General features: G+C 31.3%; 14 protein-coding genes. 9 read left to right on the top strand and 5 right to left on the bottom strand.

Translation table 11 applies throughout. The features are described from left to right. Nucleotides 1-292 precede the first annotated feature (292 nt). Nucleotides 293-1,576 (bottom strand): sensor histidine kinase, encoded by a 1,284-nt coding sequence (locus MHM83_RS05980; protein WP_239178786.1) that lies wholly within the window; start codon nt 1,574-1,576, stop codon nt 293-295. Nucleotides 1,577-1,772: 196 nt separating this feature from the next. Between MHM83_RS05980 and thrS the strand changes: the two genes are divergently transcribed. The 6 genes from thrS (at nt 1,773) to MHM83_RS05950 (ending at nt 6,862) form a co-directional block, all read left to right on the top strand. Continuing rightward, nucleotides 1,773-3,719 (top strand): threonine--tRNA ligase, encoded by a 1,947-nt coding sequence (thrS, locus tag MHM83_RS05975; RefSeq protein ID WP_239178785.1) that lies wholly within the window; start codon nt 1,773-1,775, stop codon nt 3,717-3,719. 74 nt (nt 3,720-3,793) lie between these two features. Further along, nucleotides 3,794-4,312, top strand: a complete 519-nt coding sequence (infC, locus tag MHM83_RS05970; RefSeq protein ID WP_073184421.1) for a translation initiation factor IF-3 — start codon at nt 3,794-3,796, stop codon at nt 4,310-4,312. 40 nt (nt 4,313-4,352) lie between these two features. Then, nucleotides 4,353-4,550 (top strand): 50S ribosomal protein L35, encoded by a 198-nt coding sequence (rpmI, locus tag MHM83_RS05965; RefSeq protein ID WP_047790515.1) that lies wholly within the window; start codon nt 4,353-4,355, stop codon nt 4,548-4,550. A gap of 93 nt (nt 4,551-4,643) precedes the next feature. Beyond that, a complete protein-coding gene (rplT, locus tag MHM83_RS05960; protein WP_028891166.1) occupies nt 4,644-4,988 on the top strand; it encodes a 50S ribosomal protein L20 in 345 nt (114 codons plus the stop codon). Nucleotides 4,989-5,083: 95 nt separating this feature from the next. Beyond that, a complete protein-coding gene (locus MHM83_RS05955; protein WP_239178784.1) occupies nt 5,084-5,668 on the top strand; it encodes a tRNA (guanine-N1)-methyltransferase in 585 nt (194 codons plus the stop codon). A gap of 153 nt (nt 5,669-5,821) precedes the next feature. Beyond that, nucleotides 5,822-6,862: an XAC2610-related protein gene (locus MHM83_RS05950; protein ID WP_239178783.1), complete on the top strand. Its 1,041-nt coding sequence runs from the start codon at nt 5,822-5,824 to the stop codon at nt 6,860-6,862. 129 nt (nt 6,863-6,991) lie between these two features. Here MHM83_RS05950 and MHM83_RS05945 read toward each other — a convergent pair whose 3' ends face one another. Then, complete coding sequence (locus MHM83_RS05945; protein WP_073184419.1) at nt 6,992-8,668, bottom strand: formate--tetrahydrofolate ligase; 1,677 nt, start codon at nt 8,666-8,668, stop codon at nt 6,992-6,994. A 208-nt stretch (nt 8,669-8,876) separates the two neighbouring features. Here MHM83_RS05945 and secDF point away from each other — a divergent pair, with 208 nt between their 5' ends. From secDF to obgE, 3 genes are all read left to right on the top strand, one after another. Then, the gene (gene secDF, locus MHM83_RS05940) at nt 8,877-11,855 is read left to right on the top strand and encodes a protein translocase subunit SecDF (RefSeq protein WP_239178782.1); all 2,979 of its coding nucleotides are present in this window, start codon (nt 8,877-8,879) and stop codon (nt 11,853-11,855) included. A gap of 87 nt (nt 11,856-11,942) precedes the next feature. Beyond that, nucleotides 11,943-13,061, top strand: coding sequence for an adenylate kinase (locus tag MHM83_RS05935; RefSeq protein ID WP_239178780.1), 1,119 nt, complete (start codon nt 11,943-11,945; stop codon nt 13,059-13,061). Nucleotides 13,062-13,133: 72 nt separating this feature from the next. Continuing rightward, on the top strand, nt 13,134-14,123 hold the full coding sequence (gene obgE / locus MHM83_RS05930) for a GTPase ObgE (protein WP_073184416.1): 990 nt from the start codon (nt 13,134-13,136) through the stop codon (nt 14,121-14,123). 52 nt (nt 14,124-14,175) lie between these two features. Here the strand turns inward: obgE and MHM83_RS05925 are convergent, their stop codons facing one another. From MHM83_RS05925 to MHM83_RS05915, 3 genes are all read right to left on the bottom strand, one after another. After that, nucleotides 14,176-14,805, bottom strand: a complete 630-nt coding sequence (locus MHM83_RS05925) for a hypothetical protein (protein ID WP_239178778.1) — start codon at nt 14,803-14,805, stop codon at nt 14,176-14,178. Between the two features lie 67 nt (nt 14,806-14,872). Continuing rightward, nucleotides 14,873-15,886 carry a hypothetical protein gene (locus tag MHM83_RS05920; protein ID WP_239178776.1) on the bottom strand — a complete coding sequence of 338 codons (1,014 nt, stop codon included), beginning with the start codon at nt 15,884-15,886 and terminating at the stop codon, nt 14,873-14,875. Nucleotides 15,887-15,963: 77 nt separating this feature from the next. Next, nucleotides 15,964-17,280 carry a RagB/SusD family nutrient uptake outer membrane protein gene (locus tag MHM83_RS05915; protein ID WP_073184410.1) on the bottom strand — a complete coding sequence of 439 codons (1,317 nt, stop codon included), beginning with the start codon at nt 17,278-17,280 and terminating at the stop codon, nt 15,964-15,966. Nucleotides 17,281-17,290: the final 10 nt, after the last annotated feature.

Here is a 17,290-nt window from a genome sequence, read left to right as displayed (position 1 = left end):
TTTTTCGTTTGATTTGCTACACTATTTTAATGAACTGCTTCCCTAAAATTCAGACTGCAAAGATACTCACTTTATTTCCTAATAAACAAGAATTTGTTAAACTATTTTTTAACCTTTTCTTTAAATATCTTACACCCCTATTTTAATGAACTTTTGCTAACTTTAAAACTTAGCGCTTCTCCGTTGGCGGGTGCAAATATAGATACCTTTTCCCACTTAACAAGCAATTTTTAAACCTTTTTTTAAAATATTCATTAACACACTATAAGATAATTAGTTACACTCACGTCCTTTATTTTTTCATGACCGAAAAGTAAAATATAGTTCCTTGCCCCTCTTCGTTATTCAACCATATACGTCCTCCTCTTCTCTTCAATATCTTCTTAACCAAAGCCAACCCCAGCCCTATAGATTGAAAAGAAGATGTTTCTTCTAGCTTTTGAAAAAGATTAAAAATTTTTTTATGATTTTTTTGTTCTATCCCCGGACCATTGTCTTTTACATAAAAAACATATTCTTTATCTTCTTCTTTACTTCCTATTTCTATACATATATATTCTTTATCGTTGTGTTTAATCGCGTTCTCTATTAAGTTTTCAAACACTTGGATTATCTCAGTTTCATTATACTCTATTATTGGTAGTTTATTCTTTATTTCTATAATACAATTAGGAACGGAATTCAATTCTATTATTTGCTCTACAATATTATTTACTTTTATTTCTTTCTTTACCTCCATTTCATTCCCTTTTAAGGAATAATCAAGGATACCATTAATTAATAAATCTATCTGCTCTACTTGATCTTTCATCATTCGAAGCATATTGATGTGTTCATTTTTTCCTGAATCATTTACATTACTCTCCAACATCCATTCTGACAAAGCATGTAAATTCCCTAAAGGGGTTTTTAAGTCATGTGATACTACATAGGCAAACTCTTCTAAATCTTCGTTCTTTTCTGACAATTCTTTTGCTCTAATTTCTAAGTCTTTTGTTCTTTCTTTTACTCTATTTTCTAATGACAAATTTATTTCTTGTAATTGTTTTCGATATCTTACATGACCATTTAAAATAATTGTTGAAAAAATAAAAATAGTAGAAGTGGATATTAATATAGCAGATTCTAATACAATATTTATATTTGATGTAAAACCCCAATAAGTTAAATGCAATAACTGGAAAACACTAAAAATCATTATAAAACCTCTATTGTTTAAAATTAGTATAGCTCCAAACATCACAATAAAAGTTCCTAACAAATAATCTATTGAAAAATCATTTACCTTTGTTGTATATATAAGGTAATGTTGAAATAAAAATAGCACTAAAAAAACTACATAGCCATAGTATTTTTTAGCCCACTCCTTTTTCACAAGAGGTATTATTCCTGCTATAAAAAAAACAACAGCGAAGGTTTCTCTTAAACCAGGGAGTTCTATTGCTTTTTTATTAAAATAAAAAATTAAAACAGAATAAACATACAACCCAGGAGCCATTAAGAGTAAGACTGCACTACTATTTTTAATTTCAAATGGTTCAAGCTTACCTTTATTTTTAAAAAAATCAAAAAACATATCTAAAAAACAAACGCTAAAAAAACTAAAAGTAATTATTTCATTTTAAAAAACATTAGCTCTCTAAAATTATTGTGCTTATAAAATTAATCTTATAATCTTTAATTATTATATATTGCTTACAAAATGCTTTTACAATATCTTTGCGATTCAAAATTTCCACTTGTAAGGAAATTATACATAACACATATATATAATGATTAAAATTACATTACCTGACGGGAGCGTCAAAGAATTTGAAAAGAACAGCACTCCAATGGATGTTGCTAAAAGTATTAGTGAAGGTTTAGCTAGAAATGTTATTTCTGCAAGTTTTGAAGGAGACACCATTGAAACCACCACCCCACTTACCACAGACGGCTCGTTAGTTTTATATACCTTTAATGACGCAGCAGGAAAGAAAGCTTTTTGGCATTCCTCTGCTCACGTATTAGCACAAGCTATTCAAGATTTTTATCCAAATGCAAAATTAACTATTGGACCTGCTATTGAGAATGGTTTTTATTATGATGTTGATTTTGGAGAAGATACTATTTCTGAAAAAGACTTTGATAAAATAGAAAAGAAATTTTTAGAGCGTGCTCGGGAAAAAGCTGAGTTTAAAATGCGCTCTATTTCTAAAGCTGATGCTTTAGCCTACTATAAAGCACAAAACAACCAATATAAGGTAGAACTTATTGAAGGTTTAGAAGATGGTGATATTACTTTTTGTGATCACAGTGATTTTACTGACTTATGCCGTGGAGGACATATTCCGAACACAGGAATTATTAAAGCAGTAAAAATTATGAATGTTGCTGGTGCTTATTGGCGCGGTGACGAAAAGAACAACCAGTTAACTCGTGTCTATGGAATTTCTTTCCCTAAACAAAAAGAGTTAAAACAATATTTAGAACTACTTGAAGAAGCTAAAAAGCGTGACCATAGAAAACTTGGTAAAGAGCTAGAACTTTTTACTTTTTCTCAAAAAGTAGGACAAGGTTTACCGTTATGGTTACCTAAAGGCGCTGCTTTACGTGGTTGTTTAGAAGATTTCTTAAAAGCTGCTCAAAAGAAAGCAGGGTACGAAATGGTTATGACTCCTCACATTGGTCAGAAAGAACTATATGTTACCTCTGGGCACTATGCTAAATATGGTGAAGATAGTTTTCAACCTATTACTACTCCAAAAGAAGACGAGGAGTTTTTGCTAAAACCTATGAACTGTCCACATCACTGTGAGGTGTACAATCACAAACCTTATTCATATAAAGATTTACCTAAACGTTTTGCTGAATTTGGTACTGTATATAGATATGAACAGAGTGGTGAGTTACATGGTTTAACTCGTGTTCGTGGTTTTACTCAAGATGATGCACACATATTCTGTACACCTGAACAATTAGATGAAGAGTTTAAAAATGTAATTGATTTGGTACTATACGTATTCGGATCTTTAGGTTTTGAAGATTTTACTGCTCAGGTATCTATTAGAGACATGGAGAACCTTGATAAATATATTGGTTCAGTTGAAAACTGGGAAAAAGCTGAGCAAGCAATTATCAATGCAGCGAAAGATAAAGGTTTAGATTATGTTGTTGAAGAAGGTGAAGCTGCTTTTTATGGTCCCAAGTTAGACTTTATGGTAAAAGATGCTTTAGGTAGAAGTTGGCAATTAGGTACTATTCAAGTCGATTACAACCTACCTGAACGTTTTGATTTACATTACAAAGGTGCTGACAATCAATTACACCGCCCAGTAATGATTCACCGTGCACCATTTGGTTCTATGGAGCGTTTTATTGCTGTTTTATTGGAGCACACAGGTGGTAATTTCCCTCTTTGGCTAACCCCAGAGCAAGTTATTGTACTGCCAATCAGCGAGAAATATCAAAAATATACCGAAAAAGTTTTAACTTTGTTAGAAAATTCCGAAATTCGCGCCCTCGTTGATAACCGTAACGAGAAGACAGGAAGAAAGATACGTGATGCCGAAGTTAGTAAAATACCTTTTATGGTTATTGTTGGTGAACAAGAAGAAAAAGATGGCACAGTATCTGTAAGAAAACATGGTGAAGGTGATTTAGGAACATTTACTATAGAGAAGTTTATTTCTCTAATACAGAAAGAAGTTAGTAAGACATTAGTTCCTTTTGGTAGTTAAAAAAATAGATAGTAATTTAAAATTTATAAGTCATAGCAATTAGAAGAAAAGGCGGTAGAAGACCCGCGAGAGTAATTAAAGAAGATCAACATAGAATTAATGAAAAAATTAGACATGTTGATGAAGTTCGTCTTGTAGGCGATAACGTGGAAGTAGGTGTATATCCATTAGCTAAAGCTAAAGAGATTGCACGAGAGTTAGAATTAGATTTAGTTGAAATTTCACCTAAAGCTGTTCCTCCTGTTTGTAAAGTTATTGATTACAAAAAGTTCTTATATGAGCAAAAGAAACGTGAAAAAGCTTTAAAAGCTAAAGCAACTAAAGTTACCGTTAAGGAAATTCGTTTCGGACCTCAAACTGACGAACATGATTACGAATTCAAAAAGAAGCATGCGATTAAGTTCTTACAAGATGGAGCTAAATTAAAAGCTTTTGTATTCTTCAAAGGGCGTTCGATTGTATTTAAAGAACAAGGACAAATTTTACTATTAAAATTAGCTCAAGAATTAGAAGAATACGGTAAGGTAGAACAAATGCCGAAACTAGAAGGAAAACGTATGATTATGTTTATTGCTCCTAAAAAAGGTAAATAATACATACAATAATATAAGCAAGATAAAACTAAAAACAAAGATGCCTAAAATTAAAACAAAATCTAGTGCTAAAAAACGTTTCAAGTTAACTGGTACTGGAAAAATCAAAAGAAAGCACGCGTTTAAAAGCCACATTTTAACAAAAAAGTCTAAAAAACGTAAGCTTGCATTAACACATGCTACATTAGTACATAAATCTGATGAAGCAAACATTAAGCAACAATTAGTTTTAAAATAATTGTTAGCTCAGGGAATTTAATTATTAACCATGGAGTTGGGCTCATTAAAGAACTTTTAAGTAAGTCGCCTACTACAAAAACACATTTGAATTATGCCAAGATCAGTAAATTCAGTAGCTTCAAGAAATAGAAGAAAAAAAATCTTGAAGCAAGCAAAAGGTTACTTTGGACGTCGTAAAAACGTTTATACAGTAGCAAAGAATGCGGTTGAAAAAGGAATGCTTTATGCATACCGTGACCGTAAAAACAATAAGAGAAACTTCCGTTCTTTATGGATTCAACGTATCAACGCTGGAGCTCGTCAGTTCGGAATGTCTTACTCACAGTTTATGGGTAAAGTTAAAGCTAATAATATCGAATTAAACCGTAAGGTTTTAGCTGATTTAGCTATGAACAATCCAGAAGCTTTTAAGGCCATTGTAGAAAAAGTAAAATAAGTTTCATAACCTTGCTTATACTAAAAACCCAAACCTTAACGTTTGGGTTTTTTTAAACCATATGTATTCATCAATTGAACTAAAATATCAGTATCATGAAATTTTTAAAAATAGTATTCATCTTTATTATATCTCAAAGTATTATAGCTCAAACCAGTTCTCCTGACCAACCTAATACGGTTGAAAACCAGTTTAAAGAACTTTATAAGAAATCAAACAACTACCAAATTTATAAGGTCGTAAAAAAAAATGAATACTTAAGACTACAAAATAGTATTTTAGACAGTATAAAGGTTATTAAAACAGATGCTGCTGCTAAACAGGTAAAAATAGATGAACAACAAAAAAGTATTGTTGAATTACAAACTAAGATAGATACACTAAACAAAGATTTAGTTACTTCTATTGATAAGGAAGATGCTATTTCTTTTGTTGGAATTCCTTTAAACAAATCCACCTACAACTCTATAGTATGGGGTATTATTTTTGTTTTACTTGCTGCCTTAGCTTTCTTCATATACAGGTTTAATAACAGTAATGTAGTTACTAAAGAAACAAAAAGTTTATTAACTGAAACTGAAGAGGAATTTGAACAATACAAAAAAAAGACCATTGAAAAAGAACAAAAATTACGTAGACAATTACAAGACGAAATTAACAAACAACGTGGTGTGAATTAACATAAAAATATTTTTATTATAAAATAAAACAATCCTTTGGTAAATTATCCAGTAACCAAAGGATTTCTTTTTTATATTTATTTTCCTTCATTCTTAATATATTTTTTGTTTTATGGAACATCATTTAGAATTAACATCCCAATAGTTTACTTCATGAAAAAGAATTTCACGCTACTGTTTATATTTACTTTCCTAAAGATATTTGGTCAAACTCATTACGAGATCATAGGTTTTTCAGAAAGATATAAAGGACTCTTGGTTATTGAAAAAGGTTATGAAAATGAAATTTTCAAAAAAGGAAGTATTGCTGTTTACGAATCTAAAACAAATACAAAAATTATAGAAATACACTCTGATGAATTAACTTTTGAGTTAGAAACCTCTGGAGTTGTTAAAACAAGTATGTTAAACATTCCATATGGAAAACAAAGTATTTTAATTTATAAAGACTTTAATTTCGATGGTGTTAAAGACTTAGCTATCATGGATGGACAGTTTAGCTGCTATCATGGACCGTCTTTTAAAATTTATCTAGAAATTAACAACAAACTAACATTTAGCCCTGAGTTTACTCGATTAGCACAAGAATATTGTGGTATGTTTCAAACGGATGACAAAACAAAAACCATTCATACCATTACTAAAAGTGGTTGTTGCTGGCATCAATATTCAACTTTTAAAGTAGTAAACAATATACCTACTCCTATTTTAATTGTAGAAGAAAATGCTGCTTTTACTCCTTTTTATTCGACTACTATAACAGAATGGAACGGAAATAAAAAAAATACCAAAACCACTAAAACACTAGATTTAAAATATGATGGGCTTTCTAAAATATTATCATTTAATCTTATTAAAAACAAGAAACGGGCTGTTCTATTTAGCATGAATGGATTAGCTCTTAATTACGCTTTGATTAAACCTGATGGAACTGTAGAATTCTCATTCCCTATTGAATTGATCGGAGGAGATTACAATTTCAGACTCAATAAAACAAAAGACACCTTAGCTTTTAAAAACAAGGGTGTTACTTATCAAATTTACCAAACAATCAAAGAAGGTAAGATTAACAGCATTGGTATACTTGTTAATATAAAAGGTAAAAAATATAATTTAAAAGGGGATTTAAATTCTATAGAGGGGAGTTTACAAGCTCTAAAAAACATAAAATTAAATAATCTTATTGTCGAATAATCTTTTAATAAATTAAGTCCCGAGTGATAAACAAACTCGGGACTTATTTATTAATAACTATTATTACTTTTTAAAACTTGGCTCTCTTTTAACATGAAAACACATTTAAGTTATAAACGTAAAAAACACCTATGACAAACCAGAAATTAGCCCTTTGTTATCTATTGTCATATTTTCTGATGCTGGAGTTGCGGGTAACCCAGGCATACGCATCATTTTTCCTAAAATTGGAATTATAAATTGTGCTCCTGCTGCTATTTCTATTTCTCTAACATTTACTGTAAACCCCTCTGGTCTTCCAATTAACTTATCATTATCTGAAAATGACTTTTGAGTTTTTGCCATACAAACAGCAAAGTCATTAAAACCTAAACGATCAATTCTTCGCAAGTTTAACTCAGCTTTTTTATCATAGGTTACAGCATCTGCTCCATAAATTTCTTTGGCAATCTTTTCTATTTTTTCTTTTACAGGACTTTTCCAATCGTACAACGGTTTGTATTGGGTAGCTTTGTTTTCAACTACATCAACAACAGCCTCAGCTAATTTTTTAGTTCCTTCACCTCCTTTTGCCCATCCTTCTGAAACAACTGCTTGTACACCTAAACTAGCACAAGCATCAATCACATAATTAACTTCTTCCTCAGTGTCTGAAATAAAAGAATTGATAGCTACTACAGGTTCAATATTAAATTTTCTAATATTCTCTATATGCTTTTCTAGGTTTTTAAATCCGTTTTGTACACGCTCTAATCTTGGGCTATTGTATTCTTCTTTTGATGATCCTCCATGGTGGCGCAATGCTCTAATAGTAGCAACTAGAACCACACATTTAGGATTTAACCCTGCATATTGTGATTTTATATTTAGAAACTTTTCTGCTCCTAAATCAGCTCCAAAACCAGCTTCTGTTACTACATAATTTGATAACGACAACCCCATTTTAGTTGCAATAATTGTATTAGTACCTTGTGCTATATTTGCAAAAGGTCCACCATGAATAATTGCCGGATTTTCTTCTAAGGTTTGTACTAAATTTGGTTTTACTGCATCTTTTAACAAAATAGCCATTGCATCTTGTGCTTTTAAATCACGTGCAAAAACTGGCTTTTTATCAAAAGTGAACCCAATAAAAATACTCCCTAAGCGTTCTTTTAAATCATCAAAAGAAGTTGCCATACAAAGAATAGCCATTACTTCTGATGCTGGTGTAATGTTGAATCCATCTTCGCGTGGTATTCCATTTGCCGTTCCTCCTAAACCAATTGTAATTTGACGTAACGAACGATCGTTCATATCAATCACGCGTTTCCATAAAATCGTACGAGGATCGATATTTAAATTATCAGTGCTGCTCTGTAAATTGTTATCTATTAAAGCTGACAGTAAATTATTTGCTTTCTCTATAGCGTTGAAATCTCCAGTAAAATGTAAGTTTATATCCTCCATTGGTACAACTTGCGAATGTCCACCTCCGGCTGCCCCTCCTTTAATTCCAAAAACAGGTCCTAATGATGGTTCTCTCAATACTACAGTTGCCTGTTTTTCTATTTTATTTAATCCTTCTGTTAAACCTATAGAAACAGTTGTTTTTCCTTCACCTGCTGGCGTAGGTGTTAGTGCTGTTACCAACACTAAGTTATTTTCTTTTACTTTCTCTTCGTTTATTAAACTTAAAGGTAATTTAGCTTTGTATTTCCCATACATTTCTAAATCATCTTCTTTAATTTTTAATTTACTTGCTATATGTTTAATATGTTGTAATTCTTTTGCTTGAGCAATTTCGATATCTGTTAAATGCGCCATGGCAAATTATTTAAAATTTTTAAGTTATTTATTTTGCTAAAAAATAGGTAAATATACGTAATATAATCCCCCTAAAAACTGACATTTGTTAGCAAATATTCCCTATTTATTATCTAATCACATAAATATGATAAAAGAATTGGCTTTTCTTTTAACGAAACGCTATATTTGCACGTTTTTAAAATAAAGTCGATTTAAATTATTTACAATGCAAAACAAAGGATTAATTAAATTATTTGCTATACTTTTTGGTCTAGTGAGTATTTATCAGTTATCGTTTACATTCTTTGCCAATAAGGTAGAAGATAGTGCGAAACAATATGCTAAAGCTAATGTTAGTGATAACAACGGTAGAGCTCTAGCAAGATATGAACGAAAATACTTAGATAGCGTAGCTAACAAAGAGATAGTAAATTTAGGATTTGCAAAGTACTCTTACAATGATATCAGAAACAAGGAGATGAACCTTGGTCTTGATTTAAAAGGGGGTATTAACGCAATTTTACAGGTATCAGTAAAAGATATCTTAATCGGATTGTCTGACGATTCTCAAAACACAACTTTTAAGCAAGCATTAACGAATGCTGATGAAGCTCAAAAAGATAGCCAAGAGAATTACTTAGATTTATTCTACAACGAGTTCGAAAAATTAAGTAATGGTAGTATTAAATTAAGTGACCCTAGCATTTTTGGAACAAAGGCTTTACGTGATAAAATAGACTTCAACAAAACAAACGAGCAGGTTAAATCGACTTTACAAGAAGAAATAAACACTTCTATCAACACTGCTTTTGAAGTATTACGTAGCCGTATTGATAAATTTGGAGTTGTACAACCGAACATTCAACGTATTGGAAACTCTGGTAGAATTCAAGTAGAATTACCAGGTGCTAAAGATATTGATCGTGTAGAAAAACTATTACAAAGTACTGCTGAATTACAGTTTTGGGAAGTACACACGAATGCAGATGTTCAAAACTTTTTCTTTACAGCAAACGCTAAAGTTGCTGAAATGTTAAAAGATGATTCTGCAACTGAACAAGTGAAAGATACTGCTAAGGCAGACAATGATATTGATGATTTATTGGGTGAATCTGCTGATTCTACAAAAGTTGAAACTCAAAAGAACTTATTTACTTATTTATACCCTAATGTAGCTCAGAGTCCACAACAAGTGAGCTCGTTAGTTGCACAAGCTAGAGTTCAAGATACTGCGAAAGTAAATAGTTTCTTACAGAACAAGGAGGTAAGAGCTTTATTACCTAACAACTTAAAATATACAAAGTTTTTATGGGATTACAAAACTCAAGCTGGAGCTGATGGAACAGAGATTATTGGTTTGTATGCAATAAAATCTAACCGAAAAGATAAAGCTCCTATTGGTGGTGATGTAATTGCAGATGCTAAACAAGAATACGATCAATTGAGTAAACCTGTAGTATCCATGTTAATGAATGGTTCCGGTACTAAGCAATGGGCAAAAATGACTAGCGAAAATATTGGTAAGTTCGTTGCTGTGGTATTAGACAACTACGTATATACTGCTCCTGTTGTAAATGCAGCTATTACTGGTGGTAGTACTCAAATTTCAGGAGGAACCATGACAGTAACTGAGGCACAAGATATTGCAACAGTTTTAAAAGCTGGTAAACTACCTGCTCCTGCTCGTATTATTCAAGCTGAAGTAGTTGGACCATCATTAGGTAAAGAGTCTATTGATGCAAGTATGTGGTCTTTCGGGTTAGCTATTATTTTAGTGTTGGTTTGGATGTTCTTATACTACGGTAGAGCTGGTATTTATGCTAACATTGCTTTAGTAGTTAACATCTTATTTATTTTTGGAATTTTAGCTTCATTTAATTCAGTATTAACCTTACCTGGTATTGCTGGTATTATCTTAACCATAGGTATGTCAGTAGATGCAAACGTAATTATTTTTGAAAGAATTAAAGAAGCCTTAAACGGTGGAAAAAACTTAGGTGAATCAGTAGATGAAGGATTTAGTATTAAAGGAGCGTTATCTGCAATTATTGATGCTAACATTACTACTTTATTAACTGGTATTATTTTATACACTTTCGGTACAGGACCAATTAAAGGTTTTGCTTTAACACTGATGATAGGTATTGCTACTTCTTTATTTACAGCTGTATTCATTACTCGTTTATTTATTGACGGTGCTGTTGAAAAAGGAACTAAGTTACCTTTTAATACTGGTTTCTCTAAAAACTGGTTTAAAAATATTAATATTGAATTCTTACAAAAGCGTAAGATAGCTTATATAATTTCAGGATTCTTTATCGTAGTAGGCTTAGCTTCTATTTTTACTGTAGGTTTAAAGCAAGGGGTAGACTTTAAAGGAGGACGTTCTTATGTGGTACGTTTTGACGAAGCCATGAAAGGTAATGAGGTATCAGAGCAGCTGAAAGAAGTATTTGGTACAGCTCCAGAAGTAAAAACTTTTGGTTCTGATCACCAATTAAAAATTACTACTGCCTTCAAAATTGATGAAGAAGGTACTAATGTAGATGAACAAGTTCAAAACGCTTTATATCAAGGATTAAAACCATACTTAGGAGACACTTCTTACGAAAACTTTAAACCTGGTTTTGAAAAATCAGGAAACGGAATTATGAGCTACATTAAGGTAGAACCTACTATTGCAGATGATATTAAGCAATCAGCTTTATGGGCAGTTTTAGGATCGTTAATCGTAGTTTTCTTATACATCTTATTACGTTTTAGAAAAATGGCATACTCTATTGGTGCAGTAGTAGCTGTTTTTCATGATGTGTTAGTAGTATTGGGTGTATTCTCTTTACTATACAAATTCATGCCATTTGATATGGAAATTGGTCAATCATTCATCGCAGCAATTTTAACAGTAGTAGGATACTCATTAAATGATACTGTGGTAATTTTTGATAGAATTAGAGAGTTTACAGAAGGCAAAAACTCTGTTACTGCTAGTTTAGTAAACAAAGCATTAAACAGTACATTAGGAAGGACTATCAACACCTCTTTAACAACATTACTTGTAATGTTAGCTATCTTCTTCTTTGGAGGGGACAGTATTAAAGGATTTATGTTCGCATTAATCGTAGGTGTAGTAGTAGGTACTTACTCTTCTTTATTTGTTGCAACGCCAATTATGTTTGACGTTTCTAAAAAAGAAGAAAACAAGTAACTTAAATAAAAACATACATAAAACCGTTTTGAATAAACTTCAAAACGGTTTTTTCATTTAATATCAAGCAACTATCTTTGCAGTCTGATGAAAATTACAAAACTCCACGATTTATATTTTAAAGAATTCATTTCAGCTGATGAAATTTCTAATATTGTTAGTTCTTTAGCTGAGCAAGTAAGAAAAGATTTACCTTCTGATGAAGTTCCTATTTTCATAGGAATTTTAAACGGGTGCTTTGTTTTTACTGCCGATTTTTTACGTGAATATAAAGGAAACTGTGAAATTAGTTTTGTTAAATTGTCTTCTTACCAAGGCACTTCTTCAACAGAAAATGTAAAGAGCTTAATTGGTCTTAATGAAGATTTATCTGGTCGTACCGTTATTATTTTAGAAGATATTATTGATACTGGCACAACCCTTCAAGAGATTTATGAAATCTTTAAAACAAGAAAATTAAAAGAACTAAAAATAGTAACACTTTTTTACAAACCTGATGTTTACCGTAAAGAGCTACATATAAATTATATTGGAAAAAGTATTGAAGATAAATTTATTGTAGGTTACGGATTAGATTACAAAGGTTATGGTAGAAACTTGCCTGCTATTTATCAATTAACAACACCACCAAAAATGAAAAACATCGTATTATTCGGCCCTCCAGGTGCAGGAAAAGGTACTCAAGCAGAAGTTTTAAAAGAAAAATACAATTTAGTACACATTTCAACAGGAGATGTATTCCGATTTAATATTAAAAATAAAACTGAATTAGGATTATTAGCAAAAACATATATTGATGCTGGAGATTTAGTTCCTGATGAAGTTACCATTAATATGTTGAAAGAAGAGGTGAACAAAAATGCAGATTCTGCAGGATTTATTTTTGATGGATTTCCTCGTACAGAATCTCAAGCAAAAGCTTTAGATACTTTTTTAGCTGAAAAAGGAGAACGTATTAACGGAATGGTTGCTTTAGAAGTACCAGAAGACTTGTTAGTTGAACGTATCTTAGAAAGAGGAAAAACTAGTGGTCGTTCTGATGATATGGATGAAAGTAAAATCCGTAATCGTTTTAATGAATACAACACTAAAACAGCTGTTTTAAAAGACTATTACCAAACACAAAACAACTACTACGGAGTAAACGGAGTTGGCTCTATTGAAGAAATTACACAACGTTTATCAGACGTATTTGATACACTATAACAAACACTTGTTTAATTGTTAAAGTAATAACAATTATCGCTTTTTAACAATTCAACAAATAAACAACGAACAATGACTGAAGGAAATTTTGTCGACTATATTAAAATCTACGCATCATCAGGTAAAGGTGGTCGTGGATCTGCACACTTACATCGCGAAAAATACATTGCGAAAGGTGGACCTGATGGTGGTGACGGTGGTCGAGGTGGTCACATTATATTACGTGGCGATAAAAATATGTGGACACTTTTCCATTTAAAATTTAAACGTCATTTTAGAGCTGAACACGGTGGTGATGGTAGTAGCAGTAGAAGTACTGGACATGATGGTGCTGATGTTATAATTCCTGTTCCATTAGGAACTATTATCCGTGATGCTGATACTGACGAAATTTTACATGAAGTTATTGAAGACGAACAAGAAATCATCTTATTAGAAGGTGGTAAAGGTGGTCGTGGTAACTGGCATTTTAAGTCATCAACCAATCAAACTCCTCGTTATGCACAGCCAGGTATTGACGGACAAGAAGGTTGGTATCGTATTGAATTAAAAATTTTAGCTGATGTTGGTTTAGTTGGTTTCCCTAATGCAGGAAAATCAACTTTATTATCTGTTATTACCGCCGCCAAACCTAAAATTGCTGATTATGCATTTACAACCCTAAAACCTAATTTAGGTATTGTGGAATATCGTAATCATCAAAGTTTTGTAATGGCAGATATTCCTGGGATTATTGAAGGAGCTGCTGAAGGAAAAGGTTTAGGGCATCACTTTTTACGTCATATAGAACGTAACTCTACCCTACTCTTTTTAATTCCTGCTGATAGCGAGGATATAAAAAAGGAGTATGAAATTTTATTGAATGAGCTTCGCAAACACAATCCTGAATTATTGGATAAAGACCGTTTATTAGCTATATCAAAATCAGATATGCTAGACGACGAATTGAAAGAAGAAATTAAACAAGAATTACCAGAAGGCATTGAAGCGTTATTTATTTCATCTGTAGCTCAACAAGGCTTAATGGAGCTCAAGGATAAATTGTGGCAAATGTTGAATTAAGGAATTGAGCTAATAAGAAAGTAACAAAAGCGCCCTATGGGGCGCTTTTGTTTTAATCCATATTCCATACCTTTTCAAAAATTTCTTTAAAAGCTACTTTAGGATCTTCTTTAGAGCTTTTTTCAATATACAAATTCATTAGCTCTACTCTATCTACAGCACTTGGATGTGTAAATATTTCTGGCCCTAATAAAGATTGAACTACTTCTAAATTCTGTTTTAATTCTTCTCCTAAAGTTTTCTCTTGGGTTAGCATTAAATGTATCGCAATTAAGTCTGCTAAATACTCTGCTTTTTTATAATCATTTGTTTCAATCCCAGAAGGTATTTGTAAACCAAATCTAAACTTTTTTGCTTGATTAAGTGTTACGATGTGACCTATCTCGTGAGATAGTACATAAACTTTTATATAATCTTTATCATAATCTACTAATCCTTGACTTACTTCAATATAATTATCTGCTGCTCCAGCATTAATAGAGTTGTCATTCTTATCTATCCTAAATTCATTAGGTATTTTTATATCAATATATGAACTAAACAGAGGTTTTATTTTTTCTTGATATAATTTATTTAACTGTTCTTCTTTAGTTAATTCTAGAACTATGTCTTCATTTTTTATAGCACTTGTTTTACAAGTTACTAGTAAAATGGCTATTAATAATATGGTTACTTTATTCATTATAAATTTGCATAAAAAAACACCCTTAAAATAAATTCTAAGAGTGCTTAACTAGGGGAATAATCAATTAATCAAAATAAGTGTACGTAATGTCAGTGTTAATGAATCCAAATACTACATATGACGCTGTTACAGGATAGTTATCTGTGTTATATGTGTACGTTACAGGTGTATCACTTGAAAAACTACCTTGTGTTGGGTTGTTTACGTTTACTGCATCTAACCCTATTCCTATATTTATCTTTGAAAAAGCTGATGGATAAACACCTTTAAAAGGATTATTTTTATCATCATAAGTGTTTTCCAATGTTTCAGTTCCAATAGTTTGAGACTTTACATTTCCTTCTTTGTTGTATACATAACTTGTATTAGTTATTTTATCATTTTCTTTGTTTACCCTTACCTTCTTTTCTAATCTATTATCAGAATCATAAGTGTAGGTATAAGTATAAACCTCTTTACCATCTTTTTTTTCAATAGCGCTTACAATTAAACCTGCATCATTGTAAGTGTAAATTGTACTTTTCGTATCAGTTTTAACTTCTATTACTTGGTTTTTATCATCATATACCAATGTGTACGTTGTAGTTGCTCCACCTTCTTCAATTTCATATGACTTAATAAAGTTAGATACATCATCATATGTATAAGTAGTTAAACTCTCGCTATAATCGTCTTTAAAAAGGAAAGTCTTTATTTTAGAACCACTACCTACTTCTCCACGAATATTAATAGTAACATTGTATACTTTCTCATCACCATTTTCTGCAGTAACAGTAAAAGGCATTGCTTCACCGTCAACAAAATTTACCGCTTCTCCTGAGGCTGGTGAAATAATAGCTTTATCTGATATGGTAATATTAGGAACTAAACCTGTAATATCTGTTTTAAAAGGAACACTTATTGTAATGTTATTTCCTAAATCGTATATAACATCATCTTCACTTAAGCCTTCAAAGTTTATTTTAAAACTTGTAATACTGTTTAAAGATGATTGTACTACTTTATCGTTATCATCACTAGAGCAGCTTACTATTACAAGTGCAATAATTAAAGACAAAAAAGGGAAAACTTTTTTCATAATGTAAATATTTAAATAATTAGTAATTAAGTATCAATTTATTTTTATCCGTTTGATACTTGCCGGATATTTTTATCTTAAAAATTTGGGTTATTTATCTTAGCATCGTTTGGAAACTGAACGACATACCTACTGTCATTTTTATTTAGGGTATAATTTTTTCCTTCGTACCACTTTGTTATTTCAGGTTGTGTAGTTCTTTTTAAGTCATTCCAACGTTGCCCCTCAATTGCAAATTCACGTGCACGCTCGTCTAATATTTCTTCATATAACTGTTGCTTTGTTAATGAATTAATATAAGTGGTATAAGTTATAACTTTAGCTGGTGTATACCTGTTCTTTACTAATACTAACAGTTGCTCTTTTGCAAATGTTAATTCGTTTAATTGTGTATATGCTTCTGCTAAGGTTAAGTATAGTTCAGCTACTCTGAAGGTTGATTTATACTTAAGGTCTGCTGTTTTAGCAGCTCTGTAAACTGTTCCGTCTTTCTTAAAGTAAATATTAAATCTTAAATCGTTTATTCTATCATATTTATTTAAAAATTGATCAGAAACCGCAGCATTACTTGCTATGTCAAAAGACGACACTTGATCTAATGCTAAAATAGATTCTACAGAACTAAATTCTGAAGGCATTATTGAACTATCTGAATTTAAGTCTTGTATTGTATTTTTTATAGCTAAGGCTTCTTTACTTACGTCAATAGCTTTTTGCCATTCTTTTTTATACAAATACACTCTAGCTTTTAAGCTTTTTAAGGCAATTTTTGAAAATCTATAGTTAAAACCAGAAGCTTGCTGTTCTATATTTAAACGTGCTTCGGCATTAGAAAGATCACTTAGTATTTGCGTATATACTTCTTCTACTGATTGAATGTCATACTTTTGGTCTAAGTTATATTTAGTAACTATAGGAACTCCATTGTCATTACTTGCTGTTGTTGTATCGTATGCCTTTGCATACAAATTAATTAACTGAAAATATTGTAGTGCTCGTAAAGCGTAAGCTTCCCCAACTAATTGGGTAATTGCTGTTGCATCTCCAGTAATTTCTGTTTCTTTTTCTATAACATGGTTTGCATGAAAAATTATTTTATAGAAACTAGCATACGAAAAAGGTGTTGTTAATGGTGATGCACTCGCATCATTCCATAAATAAATATCTTCATACTGCTCTGAACCTACAGAGCTTTTGCTTAACTGTAGTTCATCTGCTCTATAAGTAGTTAATATATGGTTGTTTTTTTCTGTTGCATAAGCTGTTGTTAAAAAGCTTCGGTAATCTTCAACCGATTTTGGTATTACTTGTCCTACCGGTTCTATATCTAAGTAATCATCACAAGAAACGATGCTTACTATGCTAATTAATAATATGTATATATGTTTTTTCATTACTGTATTT

The organism is Tenacibaculum sp. Mcav3-52 (assembly GCF_022347665.1).
Classification (GTDB): domain Bacteria; phylum Bacteroidota; class Bacteroidia; order Flavobacteriales; family Flavobacteriaceae; genus Polaribacter; species Polaribacter mesophilus.
This window is presented reverse-complemented; position numbering and strand designations above follow the sequence as displayed.

Bases quoted from the DNA above. Each gene is read 5' to 3' on its own strand.
- MHM83_RS05980 (WP_239178786.1), bottom strand. From the start codon at position 1,576: ATGTTTTTTGATTTTTTTAAAAATAAAGGTAAGCTTGAACCATTTGAA.
- rplT (WP_028891166.1), top strand. From the start codon at position 4,644: ATGCCAAGATCAGTAAATTCAGTAGCTTCAAGAAATAGAAGAAAAAAA.
- MHM83_RS05925 (WP_239178778.1), bottom strand. From the start codon at position 14,805: ATGAATAAAGTAACCATATTATTAATAGCCATTTTACTAGTAACTTGT.
- obgE (WP_073184416.1), top strand. From the start codon at position 13,134: ATGACTGAAGGAAATTTTGTCGACTATATTAAAATCTACGCATCATCA.
- MHM83_RS05920 (WP_239178776.1), bottom strand. From the start codon at position 15,886: ATGAAAAAAGTTTTCCCTTTTTTGTCTTTAATTATTGCACTTGTAATA.
- MHM83_RS05950 (WP_239178783.1), top strand. From the start codon at position 5,822: ATGAAAAAGAATTTCACGCTACTGTTTATATTTACTTTCCTAAAGATA.
- thrS (WP_239178785.1), top strand. From the start codon at position 1,773: ATGATTAAAATTACATTACCTGACGGGAGCGTCAAAGAATTTGAAAAG.
- MHM83_RS05945 (WP_073184419.1), bottom strand. From the start codon at position 8,668: ATGGCGCATTTAACAGATATCGAAATTGCTCAAGCAAAAGAATTACAA.
- MHM83_RS05935 (WP_239178780.1), top strand. From the start codon at position 11,943: ATGAAAATTACAAAACTCCACGATTTATATTTTAAAGAATTCATTTCA.
- rpmI (WP_047790515.1), top strand. From the start codon at position 4,353: ATGCCTAAAATTAAAACAAAATCTAGTGCTAAAAAACGTTTCAAGTTA.
- MHM83_RS05955 (WP_239178784.1), top strand. From the start codon at position 5,084: ATGAAATTTTTAAAAATAGTATTCATCTTTATTATATCTCAAAGTATT.
- MHM83_RS05915 (WP_073184410.1), bottom strand. From the start codon at position 17,280: ATGAAAAAACATATATACATATTATTAATTAGCATAGTAAGCATCGTT.
- secDF (WP_239178782.1), top strand. From the start codon at position 8,877: ATGCAAAACAAAGGATTAATTAAATTATTTGCTATACTTTTTGGTCTA.